Annotated in this window: 16 protein-coding genes; 10 read left to right on the plus strand and 6 right to left on the minus strand. The window is 72.9% G+C overall.

What is annotated here, in order from left to right; translation table 11 throughout:
* Positions 1-172 precede the first annotated feature (172 nt).
* Genes HW577_RS11905 through HW577_RS26510 form a run of 3 tightly spaced genes read right to left on the minus strand, consistent with a single transcriptional unit; the run spans position 173 to position 2237 of the window.
* The gene (locus tag HW577_RS11905) at positions 173-610 is read right to left on the minus strand and encodes a DUF6468 domain-containing protein (protein ID WP_198376352.1); all 438 of its coding nucleotides are present in this window, start codon (positions 608-610) and stop codon (positions 173-175) included.
* Positions 611-612: 2 nt separating this feature from the next.
* Complete coding sequence (gene fliM, locus HW577_RS11910) at positions 613-1692, minus strand: flagellar motor switch protein FliM (RefSeq protein WP_332837647.1); 1080 nt, start codon at positions 1690-1692, stop codon at positions 613-615.
* The gene (locus HW577_RS26510) at positions 1689-2237 is read right to left on the minus strand and encodes a flagellar basal body-associated FliL family protein (RefSeq protein ID WP_232474874.1); all 549 of its coding nucleotides are present in this window, start codon (positions 2235-2237) and stop codon (positions 1689-1691) included. Before HW577_RS26510 ends, fliM begins: the two co-directional genes overlap by 4 nt.
* A 211-nt stretch (positions 2238-2448) precedes the next feature.
* Between HW577_RS26510 and flgF the strand changes: the two genes are divergently transcribed.
* The 5 genes from flgF (at position 2449) to HW577_RS11935 (ending at position 6576) form a co-directional block, all read left to right on the plus strand.
* Positions 2449-3192 carry a flagellar basal-body rod protein FlgF gene (gene flgF, locus HW577_RS11915; RefSeq protein WP_198376354.1) on the plus strand — a complete coding sequence of 248 codons (744 nt, stop codon included), beginning with the start codon at positions 2449-2451 and terminating at the stop codon, positions 3190-3192.
* An 11-nt stretch (positions 3193-3203) separates the two neighbouring features.
* A complete protein-coding gene (flgG, locus tag HW577_RS11920; RefSeq protein WP_198376355.1) occupies positions 3204-3989 on the plus strand; it encodes a flagellar basal-body rod protein FlgG in 786 nt (261 codons plus the stop codon).
* Positions 3989-4942: a flagellar basal body P-ring formation chaperone FlgA gene (gene flgA / locus HW577_RS11925; RefSeq protein ID WP_198376356.1), complete on the plus strand. Its 954-nt coding sequence runs from the start codon at positions 3989-3991 to the stop codon at positions 4940-4942. Before flgG ends, flgA begins: the two co-directional genes overlap by 1 nt.
* 1 nt (position 4943) lies before the next feature.
* Complete coding sequence (flgH, locus tag HW577_RS11930) at positions 4944-5678, plus strand: flagellar basal body L-ring protein FlgH (protein WP_198376357.1); 735 nt, start codon at positions 4944-4946, stop codon at positions 5676-5678.
* A gap of 178 nt (positions 5679-5856) precedes the next feature.
* A complete protein-coding gene (locus HW577_RS11935; protein ID WP_198376358.1) occupies positions 5857-6576 on the plus strand; it encodes an SOS response-associated peptidase in 720 nt (239 codons plus the stop codon).
* 13 nt (positions 6577-6589) lie between these two features.
* Here the strand turns inward: HW577_RS11935 and HW577_RS11940 are convergent, their stop codons facing one another.
* The 3 genes from HW577_RS11940 to HW577_RS11950 all read right to left on the minus strand — a co-directional run bounded on the left by HW577_RS11940 (position 6590) and on the right by HW577_RS11950 (position 8989).
* Positions 6590-7801: a hypothetical protein gene (locus HW577_RS11940; protein ID WP_198376359.1), complete on the minus strand. Its 1212-nt coding sequence runs from the start codon at positions 7799-7801 to the stop codon at positions 6590-6592.
* 225 nt (positions 7802-8026) lie between these two features.
* Positions 8027-8443 (minus strand): RNA polymerase-binding protein DksA, encoded by a 417-nt coding sequence (gene dksA / locus HW577_RS11945; protein WP_198376360.1) that lies wholly within the window; start codon positions 8441-8443, stop codon positions 8027-8029.
* A gap of 138 nt (positions 8444-8581) precedes the next feature.
* Positions 8582-8989: a flagellar assembly protein FliX gene (locus HW577_RS11950; RefSeq protein ID WP_198376361.1), complete on the minus strand. Its 408-nt coding sequence runs from the start codon at positions 8987-8989 to the stop codon at positions 8582-8584.
* Positions 8990-9213: 224 nt separating this feature from the next.
* On the opposite strand from HW577_RS11950, the gene HW577_RS11955 reads away from it, so the two are divergent.
* The 5 genes from HW577_RS11955 to HW577_RS11975 all read left to right on the plus strand — a co-directional run bounded on the left by HW577_RS11955 (position 9214) and on the right by HW577_RS11975 (position 12200).
* Positions 9214-10308, plus strand: coding sequence for a flagellar basal body P-ring protein FlgI (locus HW577_RS11955; RefSeq protein WP_198376366.1), 1095 nt, complete (start codon positions 9214-9216; stop codon positions 10306-10308).
* Complete coding sequence (locus tag HW577_RS11960; RefSeq protein ID WP_198376362.1) at positions 10308-10643, plus strand: rod-binding protein; 336 nt, start codon at positions 10308-10310, stop codon at positions 10641-10643. The genes HW577_RS11955 and HW577_RS11960 overlap by 1 nt, the downstream gene beginning before the upstream one ends.
* Positions 10640-11038 (plus strand): hypothetical protein, encoded by a 399-nt coding sequence (locus HW577_RS11965; RefSeq protein ID WP_198376363.1) that lies wholly within the window; start codon positions 10640-10642, stop codon positions 11036-11038. The genes HW577_RS11960 and HW577_RS11965 overlap by 4 nt, the downstream gene beginning before the upstream one ends.
* 122 nt (positions 11039-11160) lie before the next feature.
* Positions 11161-11688, plus strand: coding sequence for a hypothetical protein (locus tag HW577_RS11970; protein ID WP_198376364.1), 528 nt, complete (start codon positions 11161-11163; stop codon positions 11686-11688).
* Positions 11685-12200: a hypothetical protein gene (locus tag HW577_RS11975; protein ID WP_198376365.1), complete on the plus strand. Its 516-nt coding sequence runs from the start codon at positions 11685-11687 to the stop codon at positions 12198-12200. Before HW577_RS11970 ends, HW577_RS11975 begins: the two co-directional genes overlap by 4 nt.
* The last annotated feature ends 142 nt before the right edge of the window (positions 12201-12342 follow it).

The raw sequence follows: 12342 nt of genomic DNA on the forward strand, positions 1-12342 counted from the left end.
GCGGCTGGGCCTCTGCCCTGTGCCCTCCCGACCCCCGCCTGCGCCGGCGCGACGACGGCGCCGGGCAGGCCCGACGGCGCGCGCAGCACGCCGAGCAGCGATTCCGCCTTCACGAGGAACAGGCCGCCCATGGCGAGGATGGCGAGCGGCAGCAGCCGCGGGCGCGGCATTCTCATCGGCCGGCCCTCGCGGCGCCGAGGGAGATGGCGCGCAGCAGGTCGCGTTCCGCCTGGCTCTGCAGGGCCGGGCCGGATTCGGACGCGCGCGGCGTGTCGGTCGCCATCGGACGGCCCGCGCGCACCAGGCCCTCGAGCCGGTCGGCCAGCGATTCGGCGCGCTCGATCAGGTAGCGCAGGTCGTCGCGCAGCGGCTCGGCCTGGGCGGTGCGTTCCGCCACCTGCCGGCCGGCGAGTTCGGCCGATGCGCGCAGGCGCACCATCGCGGCCTCGGCCATGCGCGCGGCCTCGTTCAGGCCCTGCGCGCTCGTCTCCATCGCGCCGCGGTCGCGGCGGATCTCGCGCAGCGCGCGTTCCAGCCTGAGCGCGAAGGGGATCGCCGCGCCCAGCAGGGCGAGAAGCACGATCTGAAGGCCCCATTCCAGGATGCTCATGATCAGGCCCCCACTTCCTTGCGCCGTTCCAGCTCGCGCGAGATGCGCACGGCGAGCCGCTGGTCGCGCCGGCCGAGCTCGCCCTCGAACAGCGAGACCTCTCCGCAGCGCAGCCGCACCGGCGCGCCCGGCGCGACGCCGAGCGTGATCCGATCGCCGATGCGCAATTCCACGATCTGCGCGAGCGGCATCACCTGCTCGTCCAGCACCACGTCGAGCGCGACCTCGGTGGACCGGAGCTCCTCGGCCAGGTGGGTTTCCCAGATGCTGTCGCGGCCGAACTTCTCGCCCATGAACTGCTGCAGCAGCAGCTCGCGCACCGGCTCGAGCGTCGCGTAGGGCAGCAGCAATTCCAGCTTCCCGCCGCGATCCTCCATGTCGATGCGCAGGCGCACCAGCACGCAGGCGTTGGACGGGCGGGAGATGGCGGCGAAGCGCGGATTCACCTCGAGCCGGTCGAACTTGAACTGCACGGGGCAGAGCGGTTCGAAGGCCGCCGTCAGGTCGTCGAGGAAGACGCCGATCAGGCGTTCGACCAGCGTCCGCTCGATCGTCGTATAGGGCCGGCCCTCGATGCGCATCGCCGCCGTGCCGCGCCGCCCGCCGAGCAGCACGTCGACCACCGAGTAGATCAGCGCCGAATCGACGACGACGAGGCCGTAATTGTCCCACTCGTCCGCCCGCGTGACGCCGAGCATGGCCGGCAGCGGGATGGAGTTCAGGTAGTCCGCGAAGCGCAGCGAGACGATGCCATCGATCGAGACCTCGACGTTGTCGGAGGTGAAGTTGCGCAGCGTGGTCGACATCAGGCGCACCAGCCGGTCGAACACGATCTCCAGCATGGGCAGGCGTTCGTAGGACACCAGCCCGGAGGAGATGATCTTCTGGATGCCGCTTTCCTCGCCCGAGCCGGACGGACCGGTCTCGAAGCCCAGCAGGCTGTCGATCTCGGCCTGGTTCAGCACGCGCGTCGCGTCGGGCGCGGGTGCGGCGGCTTCGGCCTCGCCGTCGGGCTGGGCGCCTTCCTCGTCGAGCGCGGCACCCCAGGCGGCGGCGAGATCGTCTTCCTCCTGCGTGCTCACTGGACCAGGATCTCCGTGAACAGCACGTCGGTGATGCGTGGCGTGGGCTGGTTGCTGCCCGCGGGCGGGGCGACGGCGATGTTGGCGCGCGCGACCAGTTCCTCCCGCAGCCGCTGGGTGCCGGCGGAGCCGCGCAGCTCCTCGGGCCGCATCTCCCGCAGATGGGTCTGGAACAGGTCGAGCAGCCGCGGCATGGCGGTCTGGATCGCGGCCGAATCCTCGGCGCGCGTGATCTCGAGCTTGCTGCGCAGCTTGACGAAGACCGGGCGGCGGCCGGGCACGTTCAGGTTGGTGATGATCTCGGGCATGTCGAAGAAGGCGGGCGGGCGGGGCGCCTCCGCCGCCGGGGTGCCCTCCCCTTCCGCCGTCTGGGCGGGCGGGGGGTTCATGCCGAGCAGGCCGGGCAGGATGCCGGTGAACCACAGCCCCGCGCCGGCGCCGATCAGGATGACGGGCAGCGCGATGAGGAGCAGCTTCTTCTTGCCGCCCCCCTTCTTCGCCTCGCCTTCCGCAGCCTCTGCCGCGGGTGCCGCTGCCGACGCCATGCCCGACCTCCTGTCAGGCGCCCAGCATCCACCGGGGTCGTTAAGGAACCCTTGCGCCGTTCGTTAACGCCCGGCCGGCCCTGCCGCCCGGGGCGCAACACTGCCGCCCACCGGCAGGGATTGCCGGCCGGATCGGCCGCCAGGGCTGGCACGCCGGTTGCCCTGATGCCCCCGCCCGGCGGCCAGGCCCCGGGCAGGAGACCAGAGCGGCATGGACAATCCCGGCTACATCATTCTCTCCCGCCTCGCGCTGCAGAACCGCGCGACGCAGGTGCTGGCGCACAACGTCGCCAATGCCGACACGCCCGGCTTCCGCGCGCTGCGCCCGGTCTTCGCCGAATATGTCGCGCGGCAGAACCAGGTCGACGGACCGGCGGGGGCCCGGCCCGTCGCCTTCGTGCAGGACCGCGCCACCTGGCGGGAGACCGACCAGGGCCCGATCCAGAGCACCGGCAACCCGCTCGACCTTGCCATCAACGGCGAAGGCTTCTTCGCGGTGGAGACGCCGCGCGGCGAGCGCTTCACCCGCGCCGGCCGCTTCTCCCTCGGAGAAGGGGGGCGGATCGTCGACATGGAAGGCCACCCGCTGCTCAACACTGACGGCGCGCCGATCGCGGTCGCGCCGAATGATTCGCGCATCGAGGTGCTGGGCGACGGGACGATCCGCAGCGAGAACGGCACGCTCGGCCGCGTCCGCATCGTCCGCTTCGACAATGTCCAGAACCTGCGCGCCGAGGGTGACCGCCTGTTCGACCCGGCGGGCGAGGAAGCCCGCGCCGTCGACCGCCCGCGGATCGTCCAGGGCTCGCTCGAAGGCAGCAATGTCCGCCCGATCCTGGAGATGACCCGCCTGACCGCGGAGCTCCGCGAATTCCAGTTCGCCGCCCAGTTCGCCGAGCGCGAGGGCGAGCGCCTGTCCACCGCCGTCGAGCGCATCCTGCGCCGCCGCGCCTGAGGAGAGCCACCATGCGATCCCTCCACATCGCCGCCACCGGCATGATGGCCCAGCAGAACAATGTCGAGGTCATCTCCAACAACATCGCCAACATCTCGACCACCGGCTTCAAGCGCCGGCGCGCCGAGTTCCAGGACCTGATCTACCAGAACCTCCGCCGCACCGGCTCGCAGAGCGCGGACACCGGCACGGTGTTGCCCTCGGGCGCGCAGATCGGCCTCGGCGTGCGCACCGCCGCCGTCTACCGCATCAGCGAGCAGGGCAACCTGCAGCAGACCGAGAACCGCTTCGACCTCGCCATCCGCGGCAACGGCTACTTCCAGATCCAGCTGCCCTCGGGCGAGACCGCATACACCCGCGACGGCACCTTCGGCCTCAGCGCGGAAGGTACGATCGTCACGGCCGAAGGCTTCGTCGTGAACCCGGGCATCACCATCCCGGCCAATGCCCGCGATGTCACCATCAACGCCAATGGCGAGGTGCTGGCCAAGATCGACGGCCAGGTGCAGCCGCAGAACGTGGGGCAGCTGCAGCTCGCGATCTTCGCGAATGAGGGCGGGCTCGAGGCGATCGGCGACAACCTCTTCCTCGCGACGCCGGCCTCCGGCGACGCGCAGCAGGGTGCCGCCGGCACGCCCGGCTACGGCCAGACCATGCAGGGCTTCATCGAGACGTCGAACGTCAACGTGGTGCAGGAGATCACCTCCCTCATCACGGCGCAGCGCGCCTACGAGATGAATTCCCGCGTCATCACGGCATCCGACGAGATGCTCTCCACCCTGACGAGGCTCCGCTGATGAAGCGCCGCGCGCTGTTCCTGCTGCCCGCCCTCGCGCTGCCCGCGCGGGCCGAGGTGGCCCCGCCCTTCCCGCGCCCGCTGGTGCTCGCCGAGGACACGGTGCTCAGGCTCGGGGACATCTTCGAAAATGCCGGCGATCTCGCCGACCGCACCGTGGGCGCCGCCCCCGCGCCCGGCCGTCGGATCATGCTCGACGCTGCGCAGCTCTCGGGCCTGGCGCGCCGGCATGGCCTCGCCTGGCGGCCGCTGTCGGGGGAGGAGCGGAGCGTGATCGAGCGCCCCGGCCGCCCCCTGCCGCGTGAGGATGTAGAGGCGATGCTGCGGGACGAATTGTCGCGCCTCGGCCTCGACCCGGAGGCTGAGCTGGAGCTGCCCGGCTTCTCGCCGCCGCTCGTGCCGCTCGGCGCGCTGCCGCAGGTGATGGTCGAGGCGCCCTATGTCGATACGGCGTCGCGCCGCTTCGCCGTGACGCTCGTCGTCTCGGCCGAGGGCATGGCGACGCAGCGCATCCGCCTCGCCGGCCGCGCGGTGCCGACGGTGCCGGTCGTGGTCGCGACGCGGCGGATGGCGGTGGGCGACGTGGTCGGGCCCGAGGATCTGCGGGAGGTGCGCCAGCGCGCCGAGCGCGTCCGCCCCGGCACCGCGCAGCGGGCCGAAGATGTGGTGGGCAAGCAGCTGCGCCGGCCGATCGCCTCGGACCTGCCCTTCATGTCCGTCGACCTGACGGCGCCGGCGATCGTGACCAAGAACCAGCTGGTGCTGATGGTGCTGGAAGGCCCCGGCATCTCCCTGACCGCCCAGGGCCGCGCGATGGAATCGGCGGCGCGCGGGCAAATGGTGCCGGTGATGAACCTCTCGTCGCGTTCCGTCGTCGAGGCGGAGGCGATCGGCCCGGGCCGCGTGCGCGTGCGGCCGGGATCGACACCCGTGACCATCGCGCGGAGGGGCTGAGATGCGCCGCATCCTTCTTCTGATGGTGCCGATGCTGCTCGCCGCCTGTTCGGGCGCCGAGCGGCTGTCCCGCCTGGGCGACGCGCCCGACATGGCGGGCATCACCAACCCGACGCAGGATCCGCGCTGGCGGCCGGTCTCCATGCCGATGCCGAACCCGCAGGATCCGCCGCTCGCCAACAATTCCCTGTGGCGGCCGGGCAGCCGGACCTTCCTGCGCGACCAGCGCGCAGCAGCGGTCGGCGACATCATCACCGTGCTCGTGTCCATCGCGGACGAGGCGGAACTGCAGAACCGCACCGTGCGATCGCGCGACAACACGGAAGGGATGGGGCTGCCGCGGCTGCTCGGCCTCGAATCCTCCTACGCCCGGCTGCTGCCGACCGGAATCGATCCAAGCCGGCTGGTGGAGGCGAGTTCGACCTCCGGCGTGAACGGCACCGGCGCCATCCGGCGCAACGAGACGGTGACGCTGCGCGTCGCCGCGACCGTCGCGCAGGTGCTGCCGAACGGGAACCTGGTGGTGACCGGCCGGCAGCAGGTACGGGTGAACAGCGAGATGCGCGACCTCACGGTCGGCGGCGTGATCCGCCCGCAGGACATCGCATCCGACAACACGGTCCGGCACGACCGGCTGGCGGAAGCGCGCATCGCCTATGGCGGGCGGGGCACGATCAGCGACGTGCAGCGGCCGCGGGTGGGCCAGGAACTGCTCGACATCATCCTGCCCTTCTGATCGCGGCAGGCAGCAAGGCGGGGCGGGGTGGCCAAGGGGCCGCCCCGCCCTTGCCTTGTCAGGACGCCCCCCCTGCCGCGGCGGTGCGCCGCGGCAGGGGGTCTAGGGGGGCCCTGCCCCCCCTTGCGCCGGAGAGGTAGGGTTGGCGTGGCGGCTACCTCTCCGGCGGGCAAAAATCATGTGCGGCAGGTATTTCCAGGCCCGGTCGTCCGGGGACATCGCGCGCTACTTCGGCACCACCAACGCGACGCCGAACCTGCTGCCGTCCTTCAACAAGGCGCCGACTCAGGACGGGCTGGTGGTGCGGCGGCATCCCGAGACCGGGGCGCGGCACCTCGACGTGCTGCGCTGGGGCCTCGTGCCGCGCTGGGCCAAGGATGCGACGGGGGCGGCACGCATGATGAATGCACGCGGCGAGTCTGTGGCGGAGAAGCCCGCCTTCCGCGACGCCTTCCACAAGCGCCGCTGCCTTGTGCCGATGGACGGGTTCTACGAATGGCGGGCGGAAGGAAAGGGCAAGCAGCCCTTCGCCTGCGCGCTGCGATCCGGCGAGCCCATGGCCTGTGCCGGCCTGTGGGAAGGCTGGAAGCAGCCGGACGGCGAATGGCTGCGCACCTACACCATCGTCACCTGCGCCGCAGACGGCCGGCAGGCGCTGCTGCACGACCGCATGCCCGTCATCCTGCCGCCGGCGGCCTGGGACGCATGGCTAGGCGGGGAGGATGAGGCAGCCCTTCTCGCGCTGCTGCGCCCGGCCGAGGATCCGCTGCTCGCCTTCTGGCCCGTGGCGAGCCGGGTCGGCCGCGTGGCGGAGAACGGTGACGGGCTGATCGCGCGCGATCCGCTGGCCGTCGTGCCGGACGGCCTCGACGATCCGCCGCCGCCGCTGACCGGCTGAAGGGTCGCGCCGGTCAGCGCGCGGCGCCGCCGCGCCGCTCCAGCATGCGGCCGAGGACCATGAGCGCGGCCCAGGCCAGCCAGCCCGCGCCGAGCACGAGCATCGCCTCCTGCACATCCGCCCAGCGCGCGCCGGCGAGCGAGGGCAGGTCGCCGCGCGGACCCGCGCCGCGCGCGGCCACGGCCATGGGCAGGGCGACGACCAGGATCACGCCGGCGATCAGGACGCCGATCGGCGTTGCCTTGCGCGACGCCCCGATCGTCAGCATCAGGGACGGCACGGCGGCGAAGGCGATCGCGATCATCAGGATGCCGACCTCGACTTCGGCATGCCGCATCGCGAGCGCCATGAGGCATGGCAGCGTGAGCGCGACGATGCCCAGCAGGATCTGCCGTCCCAGCGGGATCGCCGGGTCGCCGAGTCCCTCCGTCAGCCCGTCGAGCCGCGCCGCGGCGCGCGGATGGCGGGACAGGACCACCAGCGCCAGGCCCAGCATCGCCACGCCGAACAGCGACAGCAGCGGCATGGCCGCATCGAGCCTTGCCCAGCGCGGATCCGCGACCCAGCGCCCGACGACGATGTGCGGCGCCGCCGTCCATCCCGCCTGGCGCAGCGCTTCCTCCACGGCGCGCTCGCGCAGCGGGTCCGGCAGCAGCCGCAGCACGCCGCGCCCCGCATCCCAGGGCGCGCCCGGCACCTCGTGGACCGCGCCATCCGGCCCGTGGTCCAGCACCGCGACCACCGGCACGGGCTGCGCCGGCGTCCAGTCGGGGCCGACCACCGGCACCACCGTGAAGCGACCGCGCAGCCGGCTGGGGCTGGTCGAGCGCCCCCGCATGTCGCGCCGCGGCAGGTCGAGGCGGACCTCCACCATGCGGGCAAGATCGGCGCGCGGGGCGGCGCGGGGCAGCAGGAAGCCGGCGGCGGCGGGGCGGGAGGGCGCCTCGGCCGCATCCAGGCTCGGCACGGCGCCGAAGATGCGCGCCTCGTTCAGGCCGATGGACAGGAAGGCCGCGCCGATCACGATGCACATGGCGTAGCCGATGCGCAGCATGCCCGGGCCGGCGCAGAAGAAGGCCACGCCGGACGCGGGCAGCAGCGAGAGGACAAAGACAACGAAGAGCGGAGTCGAACCCTCGCCCCAGACCGGCAGCAGGAGGGCGTGGAGGAGCATGGGCACCGCGATGCCGGCCGCGCCGACCAGCAGCGTCCGGACGATCCGCATTGGTGGTCGCGCGGCGCGCGGCGAGGGCGCGGCGGCCACGGCGCGCCGGCGACGATTCGGCCTCATGCGGCGTAGCGCACGGGGCCACCGGCGCGCTTGCTCAGCGCCATGGACTTCGTGGCGCGGCGATCATCCTCGATCGTGGCACGTCCAGCGGGGCCCGCTGTCTTGGCCCGGCCGGCGGATGGCGCGTGTCCCAGGCGGGGCAGCGTTGCGATCGCGGGATCAGTCGTCCCGGTGCACCCGCTCCATGCGCTCGTGGCGCTCCTGCGCCTCGATGCTCATGGTCGCGATGGGGCGGGCTTCGAGGCGCCGGAGCCCGATCGGCTCCCCGCTTTCCTCGCAATAGCCGTAAGTGCCGTTCTCGATCCGCTCGATTGCCTGGTCGATCTTGCTGATCAGCTTGCGGGCCCGGTCGCGGGTACGAAGTTCCAGGGCCCGGTCGGTCTCGACGCTCGCGCGGTCGGTCAGGTCGGGCTCGGTGATGCCGCCTTCGGAGAGGGAGGAGAGGGTCTCGCCGGCCTCCCGCAGCAGGTCCTGGCGCCAGCGGAGCAGCTTCTGCCGGAAATACTCCAGCTGCTGCGGGTTCATGAACTCCTCGGCTTCCGAGGGCCTGTAGTCGGGCGGCAGCGTCACGAGCATGTATGTTCTTCCCCGGCCCCGAGGGCCTGGCCGCCTCTGTGGCGGCCGACCCCCCCTAAGCGCGGGCGGAACATAGACGCGCCCCGTGGCGGAAGCCAAGAGGGGCTTTCGCGACAAATCCCTGAAACGGCGCGCTTTTCAGTCTGGTGACAGGCCGAGCCGTGCGAGTTCCACCCTGGCGCGCAACTGCAGCCCCGCCACGGCCGCGGCCAGCCCCGGATCCGCGGCCGCTTCGCCCACCGAGAGCGTCGCCAGCCGGCGCAGCCGCGCCGGGTCCGCCCGGCCCGACAACAGGGCAAGCTGCAGGGCGGAGAGTTCCTCGATCAGCTCCTCCCCACGCTTGCGCGCGCGGGCGTCGCGTTCCGCCGCCGGCGCGGTCTCCTGCAGGGCGAGCAGCCCGATTCCCTGCGGTGCCGAGGCCGATTGCGCGGCCGCCGCGCCGGTGGACCCGCCCGTGCCGCCCAGCCGGAAGCCGCTGCCCGAGGACCGGACCTGCCGCCCCGCCCCCGTCGCCACCCCGCCTGTCACGCCCCGAACACCGACCATGGTCCCATCCCTTCCGTGCGACCGGCACCTCCGGCCGTCTCCCGGCAATCCCTGCCGCCCCGATCGCCCGCCGGACGGGGGTCCGGGCTGGCACGCGGCTTGCCCTTTCCCCTCTGCCCCGGCTGCCCCCGCATCCGGGGCCCAGCAGGCAAACGCGCCACGACGCGACGCGGGCGGCGCGCAGGAGACGCATCTTGATCGGCAATGCTTACGCGAGAACGAAGATGGCCGCGGCGGCGCTGCTGCTCGCCCTCGCCTGCGCCCTGCCCGCCGCGGCCCAGCAGGTCCGCATCAAGGACATCGCCGATGTCGAGGGCGTCCGCGACAACCAGCTCGTCGGCTACGGGCTGGTCGTCGGGCTGAACGGCACGGGGGACCGTCTGCGCTCGGCGGTCTTCACCCGGCAATCCCTGGTCGGCATGCTCGAACGGCTCGGCGTCAACACGCGCGACAACGAGCGCCAGCTCGATACGCGCAACGTCGCCGCCGTAATGGTCACGGCCAACCTGCCGCCCTTCGCGCGCCCCGGCAGCCGGATCGACATCTCCGTCTCCGCCCTGGGCGACGCGACCAACCTCACGGGCGGGACGCTGCTCGTCACCCCGCTGCTCGGCGCCGATGGCGAAGTCTATGCCGTCGCGCAGGGCGCGATCGCGACCGGTGCCGTGAGTGCCCGCGGCGCGGGGGCCAGCATCACCCGCGGCGTGCCGACCTCCGGCCGCATCGCCAATGGCGCGATCGTGGAACGGGAGGTCCCCTTCCAGCTCGCCAGCCGCGACCGCATCCGGCTCTCGCTCCGCAACCCGGACCTGACCACGGCGCGGCGCATCGCCGCGGCGATCAACGGATCGATGCGCGGGGACGTGGCGCAGGCCTCCGATTCGCGCACCGTGACCGTCTCCCTGGGCGGCCGCAGCCCGGTCGAGTTCCTCAGCCGGATCGAGCAGCTGCGCGTCGAGCCCGACCAGGTCGCCCGCGTTGTGATCGACGAGGCCTCGGGCACCATCGTCATGGGCGCGAATGTGCGCGTCTCCACCGTCGCCATCGCCCAGGGCAACCTGACCATCCGCGTCACCGAGACGCCGCAGGTCAGCCAGCCCAACGCCCTCGCGGGCGGGGAGACGGTGGTGGTGCCGCGCACCAGCATCGAGGTCGACGACCAGCGCGAGCGGCGCCTGGGCATCGTGCCGCAGTCGGTCACGCTGCAGGACCTGGTGCGCAACCTGAACAGCCTCGGCGTCGGGCCGCGCGACATGATCACCATCCTCCAGGCCATCAAGGCCGCGGGGGCCCTCCAGGCCGAACTGGAGATCCGCTGATGGACGCCCCCGCCCTGCCGCCGGTCCAGCCCCGCGGCCTCTCGGCCCCCGCCGCCAGCGGCAACGAGGCCGCCATGCGCCGCGCCGCCCGCGACTTCGAGGCCCAGGCCTTCGGCCTGATGCTCCAGCCCATGTTCGCCACCGTCGACCAGTCCCGCAGCCGCTTCGGCGGCGGGGCGGCCGAGGCGCAGTGGCGCCCCATGCTCGTCGATGCCTTCGCCGCCGCCGCCACGCGGTCCGGCCATGGGCTCGGCCTCGCCGATTCCGTGCTGCGCGAAATGACGCGCATGCGCGGTGCCACCCAGAACCCCAATACGGGAGATGCGGGACCATGATGGACACACTGATCCTGGCCGGGCAGCGCCTGGCCGAGGCGCTGCGCGCGGAGAACGAGGCGCTCGCCGCCCTCGACCTCTCCCGCGCCGCGACGCTCGCCAGCAGCAAGATCGCGGCGTCGGACGCCTTCGCCGCGGCCTATGCGGCGCAGGCCAAGCATGGCGGGCCGCCGGCGGGCGAGGTGCGCGCCGCGGCCGAGATCCTCGCCCGGCGCATCGATGAGTTGGGGCGGGAGAACAAGCGGCTGCTGGAACGCGCCGTCTCCCTCCAGTCCCGCGTCATCGAGACGATCGCGGGGGCTGCCATGCCCAAGGCGGCGCCGCCGGGCTACGCGGCGCTCGGGCGCATGACCCAGACCCGCGCGCCGGCGCTCGCCCTGTCGGCGCGGGTGTAGCGGCACGTCGGATCAGGCGCGGCCGCCCAGTCGGGCATGCCGCGCCTGGGACGGCAGGTCGCAGGCCAGCCATACGGGCGGGATGCCTTGCCCGGCGCGCCCACCCGGCGCAGCCTGACGGCGTGACCGCCTTCTTCCGCCGCCACGCCAGCCTGCTCCTCATCGGGTCGATCGCCGCCGCCTCCGGCGCCGCGCTCTGGCGGCGCGACGGGCTGGGCGCGCTCGGCGCGGCGCTGTTCCATGCCTGGGAGCTGTTCCTCTTCATTGCGCCCTCGCTGGTCGCGGGGCTCGTTCTCGCGGCCGCGCTGCGCCAGCTCATGTCCCCTGGCGCGCTCGCCCGCTGGATGGGGGCCGAAAGCGGCTGGTTCGGCCTGGCGGTTGCAACCTTGGCCGGCGCGCTGACGCCGGGCGGGCCGATGGCCGCCTTTCCGCTGGTGCTGGTGCTGGCCGGCGCGGGGGCGGATCGCGGCGCGCTCGTCGCCTACATCCTCTCCTGGTCGCTGAACGGCTTCCAGAAGCTGCTGGTCTACGAGATGCCCCTGCTCGGGCCGGACTTCGCCATCCTGCGCACCGTCCTGACCCTGCCCATGCCGATGCTGGCCGGCTGGGTCGCGCGCCGCCTGCCCATCGCCTGGGAGGCGCCGAAATGACCGGCGGGCAACTCCTGCTCGCCCTGCTTGCTGCCATCGCCTTTGGCTTCGCGCTGCGGCGCGGGCCCGGCACGGCGCGGAAGGTCGGCGTCGATGCGGGACAGAGCCTGCTGAAGATCCTGCCGGTCTTCGCCGTCGCCCTGCCGATGGCGGCCTTCCTGGCCGAACTCATCCCCGCGGATGCCGCCGAAGGTCTGATCGGGCCGGAGTCGGGGTTCTCCGGCATCCTCCTCGCCTCCTTCGCTGGCGGGCTGATGCCGGGGGGGCCCTTCGTGACGTTTCCCCTGGTGCTCGCCTTCGCCAAGGCCGGCGCGGGCGTGCCGCAGATGGCGGCCCTCATCACCGGATGGTCGATCTTCGCCATCCACCGGATCATCACCTGGGAGTACCCGGTGCTCGGCTGGCGCTTCGTCGCACTCCGCCTGCTCGCGGCCTTCCCGCTGCCGATCCTGGCGGGGCTGCTGGCCGAAGCCGCCGTGCAGATCCTGCCGGTCACCCTCGGCCGGCCCTGACCCTGGCGCGCCCGGCTCGCTTCGGGCATGAGGCGCCACGATGGACAAGGCCGAAACCGATACGGCATGGGCCGCGCTGCTCGCGGCGCGCGACGGCGCGGCGACGGCCGCGGGGCCGCTCGCGCCGCTCTTCGCGCCGATC

This window comes from Neoroseomonas rubea (genome assembly GCF_016106015.1).
Lineage (GTDB): Bacteria > Pseudomonadota > Alphaproteobacteria > Acetobacterales > Acetobacteraceae > Neoroseomonas > Neoroseomonas rubea.